Here is a 16210-nt window from a genome sequence, read left to right as displayed (position 1 = left end):
TGTATTCTATTTTCTACACACCGCTATCGCAGTAGGCAATTGCCTTAGCTGCAGGTCAGTTACACTTAAATTAACAGAGTTATCCACATTATTATTCTGTGGATAAGTTGGTTGATAAATTGTTTTTGAGACTGTTTAAATAGTGAAACTTGAAAGATCTTTACATGACAGTGGTGTTATAGAAAATTAAATTCACACGTGTAAGTGATTGTTTTTAATTGGATATGTCATTTTGTTTTTACTTTTTACTTGACAGTAAAATGATCAGCAAGTGACGTTTTTTTGATCCTGGTCATATATTGAATCTGTGTTTAACCTGATTTCTCAACGACTAACTGTCGATGAAAATGTAGTTTTTCCACAAATCGAATTTTGGGATGTTAGTCAAGAAAATTAATTTGATTTTTTTGCAGCCATTGGCGGCTAGGCGTCGCGGGGCAATCCCTTTCTCACGATACGAATCAATCGTTGGTTTTTCGTCGCGAGCTGGGAGTCGACTGAACCAGGCAGTTGGTCGAGTAGTTGCTTACGCGCCCACACAATATGTTCATCAAGAAGCTCTGATTGACCTTGAATCGATGCTAGTGCCTCAATATATCGCTCGGAATAAGGGGCGTTGCCTATCGCTATGATGAGGTTTCTCTGCCACTGCTCATGACCAATTCTTCGAATCGCTGAGCCTTCCATATATTTTAGAAACGTGGCTTCATCCCATGTAAGTAGAGTGGCAAGGTCGGTGTCATTAAAAGCAGGGCGTCTTTGAAAGTCTGGTTGCTGACCCAGATCGGCAAAGCGGTTCCAAGGACAAACAAGTTGGCAGTCGTCACAACCATAGATACGGTTGCCCATTGCAGAGCGCAATGATTCCGGAATCACGCCTTTATATTCGATAGTTAGGTAAGAAATACAGCGCCTCGCATCAATGACACCATTATCAAGAATGGCGTTGGTGGGGCATGATGTCACACAGGCTGAGCATTTACCGCATTGATTCTCAACAGGCGCATCTACTGGTAGCGGCAGGTCTATAAACAGCTCACCAAGAAAGAACCAAGAACCCGCGTCTTTATCGAGTAATAGGGAGTGTTTTCCTGTCCAACCTAATCCTGCTTTTTCAGCAATTGGTCGTTCGAGGACAGGTGCCGAGTCGACAAATGGTCGATAGCCCAGTTCAGAGACCTCTTGCTCGATACGTTGACCAAGTTTCTTAAGTTTGTTGCGGATAAGCTTGTGATAGTCACGCCCAAGCGCGTAGCGACTGATATAACCCGAATGTTTGTCTTCTAGGTTAGTAGCGAAGCCTGCATCTTCTGGTAGGTAATCCATGCGAACGCTGATGATTCTGCACGTGTTGGGATGCAGTTTGTCAGGATGGATTCGCAGATCTTGATGCGTTTCCATCCAAGCCATATCACCGTGATAGCCCGCTTCTAACCAACTTTTGAGTACAGTCTCCTGATCTCGAAGGTCGATATCGCTGATACCGGCTTTTTGAAATCCGAGTTCCTGTGCCCAAACTTTAATGTCGCTAGCCAGCTTGTTTAAGTCCATCACGATTACCCAAGTAGAAAAGGACGCGTATTCTATACTCAAAACCAATGCTACCCAAGTATGAGCGGCAAAAAAGCAATGATCCATTGTGGATTGCTCGGTGCTTTATTGCCTTGTACAAACTTTCGGCGACTATTTTGTACTTTCACAGTAGGGTTAAATTGAAAATAATGGTAAATTTTCTGATTACTTACAGAAGATCACTTGTCTGTGAAAAGCGACACAGTTTACTATTTCGGCTCTCAAAGGCACCACTCAGAGAAAAATGTGATGAGTACTAAAAAATTTTCCTTAGCTAATGAATCAGAAACCATTTTAATTGGAACTAAACTGGCTAATCTCTGTTCAAAACAGACAACGATCTATTTGCACGGTGACCTTGGTGCGGGGAAAACCACATTCAGTCGTGGCTTTATTCAAAGCTTGGGCCACAAAGGTAATGTGAAAAGCCCAACCTATACGCTAGTTGAGCCCTATGAGCTTGATGGTTGGAATGTCTACCACTTTGACCTTTATCGTCTCGCGGATCCCGAAGAGCTAGAATTTATGGGCATCCGTGATTACTTCTCAGACGATGCCATTTGTCTGGTCGAATGGCCGGAGAAAGGCCAGGGTATTTTGCCTTCTGCTGATCTGGATATCGAAATACGTTATGTAGGAGAAGCGAGAGAGATCGCCTTCACGGCAAATAGCGATTATGGAAGAGAGTTAATTAGTCAGTTGGAGTTAAATTGATCAGTCGTTTTCTTAGCAGCATGATGAGAGTCATGCTGCCGTTATGCTTACTGTTTCCTGCCGTCACTCTTGCAAATGCATTAGAGGGTATTCGTGTTTGGCCATCTCCAGACGAGACTCGAGTCGTTATCGACCTCAAGTCTGAAGCGGATTACAGCTACTTCTCGTTGACGGGGCCTTCTCGAATCGTGGTTGATTTAAAAAACACCTCACTCAATACCAAGCTGCCGATAGGGGTATCGGATAGCCCTGTCCTTAGCAAAATTCGCAAAAGTTCTCCGCCTAATAAGGGAACCTACAGGCTGGTCTTTGAGTTAAAGAAGTCTTCGACGCCACAGATATTTAAGCTAAACCCGACGCCGGGTGGTCAGTATGGCCACCGATTGGTGATTGATTTACCTCACGGGAAGGCGACCAGCCAACCTGCTGTCAGCACACCAAGCAGTAAAACCGAAGTGAGCCGTGATGCGTCGCAATTGCGTGGCAATGCCGACATTGTTGTTGCCATTGATGCAGGCCATGGCGGTGAGGACCCAGGCTCAATTGGTCCAACGAAGAAATACGAAAAGCATGTCACCTTGAGCGTGTCTAAGAAGCTGGCCGCACAAATTGACGCGATCCCTGGGATGAAGGCCGTGCTTACGCGCCGCGGAGATTATTTCGTAAACCTCAACAAACGCTCTGAGATTGCTCGTAAAAATGGTGCTCACTTACTGGTGTCGGTTCACGCCGATGCATTTAGAACGCCTCAGCCTCGCGGAGCGTCGGTGTTTGTTCTCAATACTCGCCGAGCAAATACAGAGATTGCTCGTTGGGTAGAAAACCATGAGCAACAATCAGAGCTTCTGGGCGGTGCAGGGGAAGTGCTCGCCAAGAACACCAATGATAGAAATGTCAGCCAAACTCTACTCGATCTTCAGTTTAGCCACTCTCAGAAAGAGGGCTACAAGGTGGCGACCAAGATACTGCGAGAGATGGGTAAAGTTGCACACTTACACAAGAAAGAACCAGTCAATGCCAGTCTTGCGGTATTGAAGTCGCCGGATATTCCATCGGTTCTGGTTGAAACAGGCTTTATTTCTAATCCGGCTGAAGAGCGTCTTCTGACCACTCGCAGCCACCAAGACAAACTCGCACGCGCATTGGCGAAAGCGATTGTTCAATATTTTGAAGCAAATCCGCCTGAAGGTACTTTGTTCGCTAATCGTGAACAACAGCGCAAGCACACAGTGAAGCGTGGCGAGTCTCTATCAGTGATCGCTCAGAAGTATGGCTCTTCAGTATCGGCAATTAAGAGTGCGAATAACCTGAAGAGTACGTCATTGGCGGTTGGTCAAACCCTGGTAATTCCTGGCAGCAGCGCGCCTGTCAAAGTCAGTAATAAAGTGAATACTGTGGAAACCAAGACCGTGACTCATACCGTAGTCAAGGGGGATTATCTTGGTAAGGTTGCCAACAAGTACAAAGTGTCGGTCGCCGATATCAAGCGTGAGAACAACTTAAAATCTGACGTGCTTAAGTTGGGTCAAAAGCTCAAGATCACTGTCAGCCTCAAGGATCTCCCACTTCGCAAACACACAGTGAAGCGCGGAGAGTATCTCGGCAAGATAGCGTCGCAATACGGGGTGAGCGTTAAGAGCATCCGCGATGCCAATAAGCTGCGTTCAGACTCGCTCGCTGTTGGGCAAGTGTTGTTGATTCCACATAAGTAATTTCATCTAGACAGATTCATTCGGAGAAACAGAGTGACGATAAAGATTCTACCTGCTCGACTGGCAAACCAAATCGCAGCAGGTGAGGTGGTTGAAAGGCCAGCCTCGGTAGTCAAAGAGCTGGTCGAGAATAGCCTAGACTCTGGTGCGACCCGAATCGATATCGACATTGAAAAAGGCGGCGCCAAGCTGATTCGAGTCCGGGATAACGGTAAAGGTATCCCAAAAGACGAGCTTCAGTTGGCGCTCAGTCGACATGCCACCTCGAAAATCCATACGCTCGATGATCTCGAAGCTATTATGAGTCTCGGCTTTCGCGGCGAGGCTTTAGCAAGTATCAGCTCGGTGGCACGGCTGACTCTGACTTCTCGCCCTGCGACTCAAGAGCAGGCATGGAGCGCCTATGCCGAAGGTCGTGATATGGCGGTGAAGCTTAAACCTGCCGCCCACCCGATTGGTACCACACTTGAAGTGCTAGATCTGTTTTTTAATACTCCGGCGCGTCGCAAGTTTCTTCGTACAGAAAAAACCGAGTTCAACCATATCGATGAGCTACTAAAGCGAATTGCGTTGAGCCGTTTCGATGTCTCTATCAATTTAAAGCATAACGGCAAGCTCATTAGGCAATATCGTGCTGCGAAAAATGATGCGCAAATGGAGAAGCGAATTGCGGCCGTTTGTGGTGCACCATTTGTTCGTCACATGTTGAAAATCGAGTTAGAGCACAATGACCTAAAGCTTCATGGTTGGATCACTACCCCGGAAGGGGCTAGGGCTCAAAGCGATCTTCAATATTGCTATGTGAATGGGCGCATGATGAAAGATAAACTCATCAACCATGCTATTCGCCAGAGCTACGAAACCAGTTTAGCGCCTGAGCAGTATGCTGCGTACGTCTTGTTCATTGAGATTGACCCGCATCAGGTTGATGTCAATGTACACCCAGCAAAGCATGAAGTGCGCTTCCATCAAGCAAGGTTGGTACACGACTTTATCTATCAAGCGCTCAGTGATGCCTTGGTACAAGCGAAGTCTATTGAAGCGCCGGTGGCATCAACCTCTGCATTTAATCATTTTGAGGCGGAGGCAAAACCCGCTGCCTCAGAGCTTGATAATGCTACCGATGCTAATCGCCCAGAAAAGAGCGACACACACACTGTGTCTGAATCACTGATTCAGGCAGTAGAGAGTATTCCCGCTTACCCTGGGCGATCGGATTATCAGCCTAACCGCGACAGCGACTATTCTTCAAAATCACATCGCAGAGACGAGGGAGTGGCAGAGGCGAACCCTCGCAATGAGTGGACGCCAAGTTCAACACCACAGCGAAACAGCACGAAGTCTGGTGCGCGAGTGCCGGAAAAGGCCCCGAGCGCAGAAGAGGTGCGTGTCTATCAAGAATTGATGCAGACACCAGATTTTCCAGCGCCTGTGACTGAGAATGACATGGAGCAAGCGGTAGAGCGTGAGGATGCGAACAATGACGTTGTGGTAGAGCGCGTTGGTAAAGCCATTGCTATGGCTGATCCCACATACGTGTTAGTGAAAGCAGAGCCTTGTTGTGCCCTAGTTTCCCTTCGCCGCGCCGAGTTTTATCGATTATTTGCCCAGCTTGATCCGAAAGCTGAGCCCCTGAAGATGCAGCCTCTATTAGTGCCTTTATCACTTAAGGTGACGGATCAACAAAGAGAGCTTGCAGAGGCTCAGGTCGACTTACTTTTGGCGTTTGGTATCGACATCAAGGTTCGAAACAAACAGACGCTTATGGTGATGGGGGTTCCGTCGCCACTTCGTCAGCAAAATTTGCAATTGTTAATTGATGAAATGCTGTCATACTTGGCGACCCTTGAGCAGCAAGACATTAGCAAGAGCCGTTTGAGCCTTTGGCTAACCAAAAAAGTGCTGCAAGTGAAAAGTAGCTACACTTTATCTGAGTCTGTTCAGATACTCGGTAATCTAGAGCAGCTTTACGACGGTAAGCTACCTTTGAGCGACCCTAAATTTGTCCGCCCTGTCGATTTTACGGCCACAATTGCAGCGTTTTCATCATGAATCAACAATTACCACTCGTTCTGTTTTTAATGGGTCCTACTGCCTCTGGTAAGACGGAGTTAGCGATTCGTCTTCGTCAGCAGTATCCTGTGGAGATCATCAGCGTCGATTCTGCGCTGATTTACAAAGGTATGGATATCGGTACCGCGAAGCCGGATGCGCAGGAGCTTGCGCTAGCGCCTCATCGTCTTATCGATATATTAGACCCGTCAGAGGCCTACTCTGCGGCTGATTTTCGCCGCGATGCATTAAATGAGATTGCCAAGATCCATGCTGAAGGCAAGATACCGCTATTGGTGGGCGGGACCATGTTGTATTTCAAAGCCTTGCTTCAAGGACTATCGCCGTTACCTGCTGCTAATCCAGACATTCGAGCGCAAATCGACAAAGAGGCGCAAGAAAAGGGTTGGCAAGCACTTCATAATGAACTTAAAGAGATAGATCCTGTCTCAGCAGAGAGGATTCATCCAAACGATCCGCAGCGTTTGTCACGCGCACTTGAGGTTTATCGAATCTCAGGTAAGTCTCTGACAGAATTGACTGAAACCAAAGGGGAGCCTTTGCCGTTTCGCGTCAAACAATTTGCGGTAGCGCCCAAAGATCGCGCTTTGTTACATAAACGCATTGAATTGCGCTTCGAGAAAATGATAAAAGCAGGCTTTGAAGATGAAGTCAAAGCGTTATATGCTCGAGAAGATCTTCACCCAGATCTGCCGTCGATCCGTTGTGTCGGCTACAGACAGATGTGGGAATACTTAGATGGAGAGAGTACGTTAGACGACGCGATTTTCCGCGGAATCTGTGCGACTCGACAATTGGCCAAGCGACAAATCACCTGGTTAAGGAGTTGGGATGATTTGGTTTGGCTCGATAGCGAACACATTGAGGATTCAATGAAAACTCTCACAGACGCCATAGCATCTGATGGTATTAACTGTGTATAATGTGGTCGCTTTTGCGTACAAATACCCAAAAAGGAACTGAGTTTTGTTTTCAAAGACGATTGTTGTTCTATGATTATAAAACTAAGGGGTATTTCATTGGTTTAGCTCAGATGCAAAGGCAGCACCAAATTGCAGTGCACCAATAGCTAAATAATTAAAACTACAATACTAATATAAGGAAAATAAAAATGGCTAAGGGGCAATCTCTTCAAGACCCATTCCTAAATGCACTACGTCGCGAGCGTATTCCTGTTTCGATCTACCTTGTAAACGGCATCAAGCTTCAAGGTCAGATTGAATCGTTTGATCAGTTTGTGATCCTTCTGAAAAATACTGTAAACCAAATGGTTTATAAGCATGCGATTTCAACGGTAGTACCAGCACGTGCTGTTAGCCATCACAGTGGTGAGCGTTCTGGTGGTGACCGTCAACAAGAGAAATCTGACGATTAATACCCAGATAAATAAAAACAGATACTTAAATAGGAGTTGGTCGCTTGTTTGACCGTTACGAATCGGGTGAACAGGCTGTACTTGTTCATATCAACTTCACGCAAGAAGGTGAGTGGGAAGATCTTAGCGAATTTGAAATGCTGGTCTCTTCTGCAGGTGTTAACGCGTTACAGACCGTAACGGGTAGCAGACAATCCCCTCACCCCAAATACTATGTTGGGGAAGGTAAAGCTCAGGAAATTGCACAAACGGTTCAATTGACTGGTGCTGATATCGTGATCTTCAATCATGCCCTTTCTCCTGCCCAAGAGCGTAACCTAGAAAGTCTGTGTAAATGTCGAGTGTTGGACCGCACTGGTTTAATCCTCGACATTTTTGCCCAGCGCGCACGTACCCACGAGGGTAAGTTGCAGGTTGAGCTCGCACAGCTACGTCATATCTCGACAAGATTGATCCGTGGTTGGACGCACCTTGAGAGGCAGAAAGGTGGTATCGGTCTACGTGGTCCCGGTGAAACTCAGCTTGAAACTGACCGCCGATTGCTGCGTGACCGCATCAAAGCGATCTTGCGTCGCTTAGAGAAAGTTGCCAAACAGCGTGAACAAGGCAGACGAGCCCGAAATAGAGCCGAAATTCCCACTATTTCCCTCGTGGGTTATACCAATGCGGGCAAGTCAACCTTGTTTAACCGCATTACTGAAGCTGGGGTGTATGCAGCTGACCAGTTATTCGCAACTCTAGACCCCACATTGAGAAAAATAGAATTGGCGGACGTTGGTTCGGCAATTTTAGCGGACACGGTAGGATTTATTCGCCATCTTCCGCATGATTTGGTCGCGGCATTTAAGGCAACACTGCAAGAAACGCAGGAAGCTGACATTTTGTTACATGTTGTCGATGCTAGTGATGAGCGTTTTCGTGAGAATATTCAAGCTGTTCATGACGTGCTAGAAGAAATTGATGCCGATGAGGTACCAACACTAGTAGTAATGAACAAGATAGATAATCTAGATGGCCAGCGTCCACGTATAGAACGTGACGACGAAGGTATTCCGAGAACCGTTTGGGTCTCTGCCATGGAAGGGCAAGGCATCGAACTGTTGTTTGAAGCGCTCACAGAGCGTTTAGCAAGCCAAATGGTTCAGTATCAACTGAGAATTCCGCCGCAATTTCAGGGGCGTTTTCGTAGTACATTTTTCCAGATGAATTGTATTCAACGAGAAGAGTATGATTCAGAAGGTAACTTGTTGATTGATATTCGGATGCAACAAGTAGATTGGTCTAGACTTGAAAAAAGAGAAGGGGCAGTTTTAGGTGACTTTATAGTTACTTAAAGGACTGCTACAGTATAACGTCATACTAAATGATGGAGCTTCCTAATGGCGTGGAATGAGCCTGGTAATAATAATGGAAACAACGGCCGCGATAAGGACCCTTGGGGGAACAACAATCGCGGAGACCGTAATCAAGGCGACCGTAACAACGGTGGTCGTGATCAAGGACCGCCTGATTTAGATGAAGTCTTTAACAAGCTGAGTCAAAAAATCGGTGGTAAGTTTGGCAAGCGTGGTGGCGGTGGCCCATCAATTGGCGGCGGTGGTAGTGCAATTGGCTTCGGCGTGATTGCGTTGATCGCGGTTGTCATTTGGTTCTTTTCTGGCTTCTACACCATTAGCGAAGGTGAGCGCGGCGTCGTGCTCCGTCTAGGTAAGTTCGATCGCATTGTCGATCCTGGTCTTAACTGGCGTCCTCGCTTTATCGACGAATATGAACCAGTTAACGTTCAAGCGATTCGCTCTCTGAGAGCGTCGGGAACGATGCTGACTAAAGATGAAAACGTAGTTTCCGTCTCAATGGACGTTCAGTACCGCGTTTCTGATCCGTATAAATACCTGTTTGTGGTTACTAACGCTGACGATAGCTTGAGCCAGGCAACTGACTCTGCGCTTCGTGCGGTAATTGGTGACTCTTTAATGGACAGCATTTTGACCAGTGGTCGTCAGCAAATCCGTCAGAGCACACAAGAAACATTGAACGAAATCATCGACAACTACGACATGGGTCTCTCGATCGTAGACGTCAACTTCCAGTCGGCACGTCCGCCTGAGCAAGTTAAAGATGCGTTTGATGACGCGATTGCAGCGCGTGAGGATGAAGAGCGTTTCATCCGTGAAGCGGAAGCGTACAAAAACGAAATCATTCCTAAAGCGACAGGTCGCTCTGAGCGTTTGAAGAAAGAAGCGCAAGGTTATTCTGAGCGAATTGTTAACGAAGCATTGGGTCAAGTGGCTCAGTTCGAGAAACTGTTACCTGAATACCAAACCGCTCCAGACGTAACGCGTAACCGTCTATACCTCGACACAATGGAAGAGGTGTATTCGAACACGTCTAAGGTGTTGATTGACTCTGAATCTAGCGGCAACTTGCTGTATCTGCCAATTGACAAGCTAGCAGGTCAGGAAGGTGCATCGAAATCTCGTAAGCCAAAAGAAACGTCGGCTTATGAAGAGATTCAACTAGATCCTTCATCTAGCAGCACTTCGTCAAACGACAACACGTCTCGTAACAACTCGACTCGTCAAGGGAGATACTAATAATGCGTAAATTGATGATACCAGTATTAGTCGTTGCCTTAGCATTGATGCTGATGTCCTTGTTTGTGATCCCTGAGGGTGAGCGTGGCATCGTAATTCGATTTGGTCGTGTTCTTTCTGATGATAACCAAGTGTCTCGTATTTATGAGCCGGGCCTGCATTTTAAAATGCCACTGTTTGACCGCGTGAAAACACTAGACGCGCGTATTCAAACAATGGATGGACGCGGAGACCGTTTCGTTACGTCTGAGAAAAAAGACGTAATCATTAACACTTACGTCAAATGGAAGATTGAAGATTTCCGTCAATACTATCTAGCAACAGGTGGCGGTGACGCGTTAACAGCACAAGCGCTTCTAGAGCGTAAGGTGACGGACGTACTTCGTTCTGAAATCGGTTCGCGTGAAATCAAGCAAATCGTTTCTGGACCTCGTAACACCGATGTACTTCCAGACAGTGCGGACAGTGAAGAAGTCACAACAGAAGCGGCACGCCAAGCACTAGAAATTGATGGTGAGCGCGACAAGGTCATGAGCAACGTATTGAGAGATACACGTGAAAGCGCAATGACCGACTTAGGGGTTCGAGTGGTGGATTTCCGTATCAAGAAAATCAACCTACCTGATGAAATCAGTGAATCGATCTACCGTCGTATGAGAGCAGAACGTGAGTCGGTTGCTCGTAAGCACCGTTCTCAAGGTCGTGAGAAGGCTGAAGTTATTCGTGCACAAGCAGAACTAGAAGTGGCAACACTACTAGCGGAAGCGGACAGAACAGCGCGTGTAACACGAGGTGGTGCGGATGCAGAAGCTGCGGCTATCTACTCTGATGCTTACAGCAAAGACCCTGAGTTCTTTAGTTTCTTACGCTCACTATCTGCCTACAAGACCTCTTTTGCGGACAAGAGCGATATCCTCGTTCTGGATCCTAAGAGCGAGTTCTTCCGTTACATGAATGACATGAACGGCACACCGGCTGCGAAGTAATAGAGAAACAAACTGTACAATAGGGCTCCTCAGGGAGCCCTATCTTTTTGGAGAAAAAATATGTCTCAATCATTGTGGGTGGCTCTTGGTTTGGTTTTGATTATTGAAGGACTGGGACCGTTATTGGCACCAAAAGGGTGGCGTAATATGGTGCTGCAGCTTGCTCAGCAACCAGACGAGCAGATTCGTAGAGTCGGTGGCTGCCTTGTCGTCGCAGGGGCAGTGATCACGTTTATGTTGTTAAATTAGCCGCAATATTTGACTTTTTATTAGTCAGCATCAGGGACTTACCCCTTTGTGACATTTTTATGCTTAAAAAATGACTGCATAATTGTGATTTCGGTGCTAGAATCCTTTTTTAACTAGCAATCAGATTGGAAAGATGGGAAATAACGTAGTCGTTCTGGGCACCCAATGGGGTGACGAAGGTAAAGGTAAAATCGTAGACCTTTTAACTGAAGATGCAAAATACGTGGTTCGCTACCAAGGCGGTCACAATGCAGGTCACACTCTAGTCATTGACGGTGAAAAAACCGTTCTTCATTTGATTCCATCAGGTATTCTTCGCGATAACATCAAGTGCATTATCGGTAACGGTGTTGTTCTATCTCCTGAAGCATTAATTAAAGAAATGAAGCCTCTTGAAGAGCGCGGCATTCCAGTTCGTGAGCGTCTTTTCGTTTCTGAAGCTTGTCCTCTAATTCTTCCTTACCACATCGCTATCGACCAAGCGCGTGAAATCGCTCGTGGTAAAAAAGCGATTGGTACAACAGGTCGTGGTATCGGTCCTGCGTACGAAGACAAAGTTGCTCGTCGCGGCCTACGTGTTGGCGACCTGTTTGACAAAGAAGTCTTTGCTGAGAAGCTAAAAGAAGTGATGGAGTTCCACAACTTCCAACTAGAGCACTTCTACAAAGCTGAAACAGTAAGTTACGAAGACGTACTAGAGCAGTGCATGGGTTACGCTGACCTACTCACTTCTATGGTTATCGACGTAACTGACGAACTTGACGCAGCGCGCAAGCGTGGCGATAAGATCATGTTCGAAGGTGCTCAAGGTACGCTTCTAGATATCGACCACGGTACTTACCCGTACGTAACTTCTTCTAACACGACAGCAGGTGGTGTTGCGGCAGGTTCTGGTTTCGGTCCTCGTCACATCGGTTACATCCTTGGTATCACTAAAGCTTACTGTACTCGTGTAGGTTCGGGTCCATTCCCAACTGAGCTATACGACGGTGTAGACAAGCAAGATCCAATCGGTAAGCACCTAGGTACAGTTGGTCACGAGTTTGGCGCTACAACAGGTCGTCTACGTCGTACTGGTTGGTTTGATGCCGTGGCAATGCGCCGTGCTATCCAAATTAACTCTATCTCTGGTTTCTGTCTAACTAAACTAGACGTACTAGATGGCCTAGAAGAGCTAAAAATCTGTACTGGTTACAAGATGAAAGATGGCTCTATCCTAGAAGTTTCTCCAATGGCTGCTGAGTCATTCGAGCAAGCAACGCCAATCTACGAAACAATGCCAGGCTGGTCTGAAACGACATTTGGTGCAACATCTATCGAGCAGCTGCCTCAAGCCGCTCTAGATTACATCAAGCGTATCGAAGACCTAACAGGTGTACCAGTAGACATCATCTCTACTGGTCCTGACCGTAACGAGACTATCATCAAGATTCACCCATTTGAGTCTTAATTTAGCCTTGTAAGTATTGAGAGCCAGCGACATGTCGCTGGCTTTTTTGTACCTGCTGTTTTGGCCTTTATTTAGTCACCTAGTGTGATCTTGTGCCAAGTATTTGACGTTGCTTCGACTCGATGAAAGAAAAGTGGCAAAATATTGCCGTTTTTTCTAAAGCGTGGCGGATGACTGCCGATAAAAATGAGACCAATGACAAGTTATTGGTGGATGGCAGTTTCTAAGCATGAGGAGCAGGATTAGTGATTAAGCGACACAAACTGGCAGCACTTGTTTGCATGGCGCTACTCGGCCCTGTAAAAGCAGTGCACAGTAAAGAAGTGGGTGCGCCTATCCCTATTTACTCCGAGGATGAGCTGATCGGTTTGATTGAAGAGAACCGACACCTAGCCCGCGTGAAAGAAGATAATTGTCAGCTTGTCGAAGACATCATGGCTCGTGCCACACGTATCAGTCTGCCATCTTATGAGTTTCTTTATGGGGACATGCTGGCATGGGGCGTTTGTGTTCCTCAAGATGTTGAGCTTGGGCTCTATTATATGGAGAACGCCGCTCATCAAGGTTTGCCTGTTGCCCTTGAACAACTTGGTCGCTACTACTCAAAAGGCACTTTTGTTCAGCAAGACAAAGAGCGAGCTATCCCGTATTTCCGTGAGGCAGCGTCGATGGGCAACATTGATGCGAGGATTCAACTTGCTGAACTGCTACTGCGAGATTACGGCAGCCCGCTTGATTATGAAGATGCTTACCGTTGGCTTTACAACTCGGTCACACCGGACGGTCGTAAGCACAAACGTATCTCTATGCTAAGGCGCGGTCTAGAGCAGCGCATGCCGGAAAACATCATTGCACGAGCAAAGCGTCGTTCGACCTTTTGGTAACCGTTAAATCCACTAAATCTGATGCAGAAAGGTAAAGCAATTCTGTAGCTTATCTGCTGCGTCAGTTATAATCGACCTATCCCTCCTAAAATATAGGTCAGACTATGTCGAACAAGCCTAGCGATATAAAAGTTGACGACCCTTTTGCAGCAAGAGAGTCTGAGAACTACGAGAATCCCATCCCAAGCCGAGAGTTCATCTCTGATTTCCTAGAAAGTGTTAACGTACCCATGAACAGAAACGACCTGTTCGAAGCATTGGGCCTATCTGGTGAAGAGCAGTATGAAGGATTGCGCCGTCGCTTGCGCGCAATGGAGCGTGATGGGCAGTTGGTGTTTACTCGACGTCAGTGTTATGCGCTCCCAGACAAGCTAGAAATGATCAAAGGCTATGTCATCGGCCATAAAGATGGTCATGGCTGGGTTCGACCTGAAGGGAGCATGAATAAAGATAATGATGTGCTGCTACCACATCATCAAATGCGCACCTTGCTACATGGCGATTTCGTATTGGTTCAACCATCGGGTACCGATAAGCGTGGCCGAAAAGAAGGCCGCTTGGTTCGCGTTTTAGAAGAGCGAAAAACCCAAGTCGTCGGTCGTTTCTTTATGGAATATGGCTATGCCTACGTGGTTGCCGATGATTCTCGCATCAGCCAAGACATCTTGATCCCTAATGAGCATCGTGGTGGTGCCCGTATGGGTAATGTGGTCGTTGTTGAAGTAACTGACCGTGGCAGCCGCTCGCGTGGCATGATGGGACAAGTGGTGGAAGTACTCGGTGAGAACATGGCACCAGGTATGGAGACGCAAATCGCGATCCGCACACATCAAATTCCTCATGAATGGCCTGAAGTAGTCGACAAGCAGGTCAAGCAATTTGGTGAGTTTGTCCCAGAAGAAGCCAAGGAAGGGCGCGTTGATCTTCGTGACCTGCCTCTAGTCACAATCGATGGTGAAGATGCTCGAGACTTCGACGATGCCGTTTACTGTGAGCGTAAGAAAAGCGGTGGTTGGCGTTTATGGGTCGCCATTGCGGATGTTAGCTACTACGTTCGCCCAGATACACCACTCGACAAAGAAGCTATCGTGCGCGGTAACTCGGTTTACTTCCCGTCTCAGGTCGTGCCTATGCTTCCAGAGGTGCTCTCTAATGGCCTTTGTTCACTCAACCCACAAGTGGATCGCTTGTGTATGGTGTGTGAAATGACCATCTCTGAGACAGGCAAGCTTTCAGGTTACAAACATTACGAAGCGGTAATGAACTCCCATGCGCGTCTGACTTACAACAAGGTGAGCGACATTCTCGAGGGTAACGAAGAGCTTCGTGAGCGCTACAGCGCTGTGGTTCCTCACCTTCATGAGCTGCACAACATGTATAAAGTGCTCAAGGGTGCCCGTGATAATCGTGGTGCGATTGAGTTTGAAACGGTTGAAACTAAGTTCATTTTCAATGCTGACCGTAAGATCGACCGCATCGAACCTGTGGTTCGCAATGATGCACACAAGATCATTGAAGAGTGTATGATTCTGGCGAACATCGCTTCTGCTTCTTTGGTAGAAAAAGCCAAAGAGCCAGCTCTATACCGAGTGCACGAAACTCCCGGTGAAGAGAGACTGCAAGGTTTCAGAGATTTCCTTGGTGAGTTAGGTCTTGATCTATCTGGCGGTCTTGAGCCATCACCGACCGACTATGCTGAGCTGATTAAAAAGATTGGTGAGCGCCAAGATAAAGAGCTGATTCAAACCATGCTGCTGCGTTCTATGAAACAGGCAGTCTATAATGCGGATAACGCCGGGCACTTTGGTTTGGCGCTAAAACGCTATGCGCACTTTACCTCGCCTATTCGTCGTTACCCAGATTTGCTTCTGCACCGAGCAATTAAGTACCTCATTGCCAAACAAGAAGGCCGCAATACTGACCGCTGGACGCCAACCGGTGGTTACCATTACTCGTTTGACGATATGGATTACTACGGTGAGCAGTGTTCTATGACCGAGCGTCGCGCCGATGACGCAACCCGTGATGTGGCCGATTGGCTCAAGTGTGAGTACATGCAAGACCACGTAGGTGAAGTCCTTGATGGCGTGATTGCCAACGTGACGGGTTTTGGCTTCTTCGTGCGCTTAACAGAGCTGCACATCGATGGCCTAGTGCATATTTCGTCACTGGTGAACGACTACTATCAATTTGACCCTATTGGTCAAAGGCTTATCGGTGAAAGCTTCGGTGCGATTTACCGTTTGGGCGACGCCGTTAAAGTGAAAGTTCTGTCGGTTAACCTCGATGATAAGCAAATAGACTTTGAATTAGTCGAAACAAGTCGTAAGCTACGCGGCAAAGGAAAGACGGCGAAGAAACGCATGGCTGAAGCTGAAAAGAAAAAAGCCAAAGCGAAACAGCGTGTCGCTGAGGTCAGAGGCAAGCGCAGCCCGAAAGCAGCGAAGCCGATGGTCGAAGCCACCAAACGCCCAGATGGACAAGAAGAGGATGTGCTTCCTCATAAGCGCAAGAAGTCCAAAGCCACCAAATCACGCAAGAATAAGGCGCGCCAAAATAAGGCTCGTAGTAAAGCGAAGAAATAACGAATTCAGGATTATT

13 protein-coding genes are annotated in these 16210 nt (G+C 47.0%); 12 read left to right on the top strand and 1 reads right to left on the bottom strand.

Going from position 1 to position 16210, the window contains the following annotated elements:
• Positions 1-423: 423 nt before the first annotated feature.
• Positions 424-1551 (bottom strand): tRNA epoxyqueuosine(34) reductase QueG, encoded by a 1128-nt coding sequence (gene queG, locus AC6I8U_RS14965; protein ID WP_498018376.1) that lies wholly within the window; start codon positions 1549-1551, stop codon positions 424-426.
• Between the two features lie 270 nt (positions 1552-1821).
• Here queG and tsaE point away from each other — a divergent pair, with 270 nt between their 5' ends.
• The 12 genes from tsaE (at position 1822) to rnr (ending at position 16194) form a co-directional block, all read left to right on the top strand.
• Positions 1822-2286, top strand: coding sequence for a tRNA (adenosine(37)-N6)-threonylcarbamoyltransferase complex ATPase subunit type 1 TsaE (gene tsaE / locus AC6I8U_RS14960; protein ID WP_252013171.1), 465 nt, complete (start codon positions 1822-1824; stop codon positions 2284-2286).
• Positions 2287-2306: 20 nt separating this feature from the next.
• Positions 2307-3998, top strand: coding sequence for a LysM peptidoglycan-binding domain-containing protein (locus tag AC6I8U_RS14955; RefSeq protein WP_498018375.1), 1692 nt, complete (start codon positions 2307-2309; stop codon positions 3996-3998).
• A 33-nt stretch (positions 3999-4031) separates the two neighbouring features.
• A complete protein-coding gene (gene mutL / locus AC6I8U_RS14950; RefSeq protein ID WP_498017270.1) occupies positions 4032-6050 on the top strand; it encodes a DNA mismatch repair endonuclease MutL in 2019 nt (672 codons plus the stop codon).
• Positions 6047-6994, top strand: coding sequence for a tRNA (adenosine(37)-N6)-dimethylallyltransferase MiaA (gene miaA / locus AC6I8U_RS14945; protein ID WP_234494658.1), 948 nt, complete (start codon positions 6047-6049; stop codon positions 6992-6994). Before mutL ends, miaA begins: the two co-directional genes overlap by 4 nt.
• A gap of 188 nt (positions 6995-7182) precedes the next feature.
• Positions 7183-7446 (top strand): RNA chaperone Hfq, encoded by a 264-nt coding sequence (gene hfq, locus AC6I8U_RS14940; RefSeq protein ID WP_042478951.1) that lies wholly within the window; start codon positions 7183-7185, stop codon positions 7444-7446.
• A gap of 44 nt (positions 7447-7490) precedes the next feature.
• Positions 7491-8780 carry a ribosome rescue GTPase HflX gene (gene hflX, locus AC6I8U_RS14935; protein ID WP_128650082.1) on the top strand — a complete coding sequence of 430 codons (1290 nt, stop codon included), beginning with the start codon at positions 7491-7493 and terminating at the stop codon, positions 8778-8780.
• 45 nt (positions 8781-8825) lie between these two features.
• The gene (gene hflK, locus AC6I8U_RS14930) at positions 8826-10040 is read left to right on the top strand and encodes an FtsH protease activity modulator HflK (RefSeq protein ID WP_498017269.1); all 1215 of its coding nucleotides are present in this window, start codon (positions 8826-8828) and stop codon (positions 10038-10040) included.
• Positions 10041-10042: 2 nt separating this feature from the next.
• Complete coding sequence (gene hflC / locus AC6I8U_RS14925) at positions 10043-11026, top strand: protease modulator HflC (RefSeq protein ID WP_498017268.1); 984 nt, start codon at positions 10043-10045, stop codon at positions 11024-11026.
• A gap of 60 nt (positions 11027-11086) precedes the next feature.
• Positions 11087-11275 carry a DUF2065 domain-containing protein gene (locus tag AC6I8U_RS14920; protein ID WP_498017267.1) on the top strand — a complete coding sequence of 63 codons (189 nt, stop codon included), beginning with the start codon at positions 11087-11089 and terminating at the stop codon, positions 11273-11275.
• 133 nt (positions 11276-11408) lie between these two features.
• A complete protein-coding gene (locus tag AC6I8U_RS14915; RefSeq protein WP_234494653.1) occupies positions 11409-12725 on the top strand; it encodes an adenylosuccinate synthase in 1317 nt (438 codons plus the stop codon).
• A 281-nt stretch (positions 12726-13006) separates the two neighbouring features.
• The gene (gene motX, locus AC6I8U_RS14910; protein WP_252014632.1) at positions 13007-13609 is read left to right on the top strand and encodes a flagellar protein MotX; all 603 of its coding nucleotides are present in this window, start codon (positions 13007-13009) and stop codon (positions 13607-13609) included.
• A gap of 104 nt (positions 13610-13713) precedes the next feature.
• Positions 13714-16194, top strand: a complete 2481-nt coding sequence (gene rnr, locus AC6I8U_RS14905) for a ribonuclease R (RefSeq protein ID WP_498017266.1) — start codon at positions 13714-13716, stop codon at positions 16192-16194.
• Positions 16195-16210: the final 16 nt, after the last annotated feature.

Source organism: Vibrio sp. KUL80, from assembly GCF_059725495.1.
The sequence above is the reverse complement of the archived record's forward strand: the minus strand, read 5'-3'. Positions and strand labels throughout refer to the sequence as shown.

Excerpts from the sequence above, each read along its gene's own strand:
- hfq (WP_042478951.1), top strand. The coding sequence starts at position 7,183 with ATGGCTAAGGGGCAATCTCTTCAAGACCCATTCCTAAATGCACTACGT.
- AC6I8U_RS14920 (WP_498017267.1), top strand. The coding sequence starts at position 11,087 with ATGTCTCAATCATTGTGGGTGGCTCTTGGTTTGGTTTTGATTATTGAA.
- hflK (WP_498017269.1), top strand. The coding sequence starts at position 8,826 with ATGGCGTGGAATGAGCCTGGTAATAATAATGGAAACAACGGCCGCGAT.
- tsaE (WP_252013171.1), top strand. The coding sequence starts at position 1,822 with ATGAGTACTAAAAAATTTTCCTTAGCTAATGAATCAGAAACCATTTTA.
- AC6I8U_RS14915 (WP_234494653.1), top strand. The coding sequence starts at position 11,409 with ATGGGAAATAACGTAGTCGTTCTGGGCACCCAATGGGGTGACGAAGGT.
- motX (WP_252014632.1), top strand. The coding sequence starts at position 13,007 with ATGGCGCTACTCGGCCCTGTAAAAGCAGTGCACAGTAAAGAAGTGGGT.
- queG (WP_498018376.1), bottom strand. The coding sequence starts at position 1,551 with ATGGACTTAAACAAGCTGGCTAGCGACATTAAAGTTTGGGCACAGGAA.
- miaA (WP_234494658.1), top strand. The coding sequence starts at position 6,047 with ATGAATCAACAATTACCACTCGTTCTGTTTTTAATGGGTCCTACTGCC.
- rnr (WP_498017266.1), top strand. The coding sequence starts at position 13,714 with ATGTCGAACAAGCCTAGCGATATAAAAGTTGACGACCCTTTTGCAGCA.
- hflC (WP_498017268.1), top strand. The coding sequence starts at position 10,043 with ATGCGTAAATTGATGATACCAGTATTAGTCGTTGCCTTAGCATTGATG.
- AC6I8U_RS14955 (WP_498018375.1), top strand. The coding sequence starts at position 2,307 with ATGATGAGAGTCATGCTGCCGTTATGCTTACTGTTTCCTGCCGTCACT.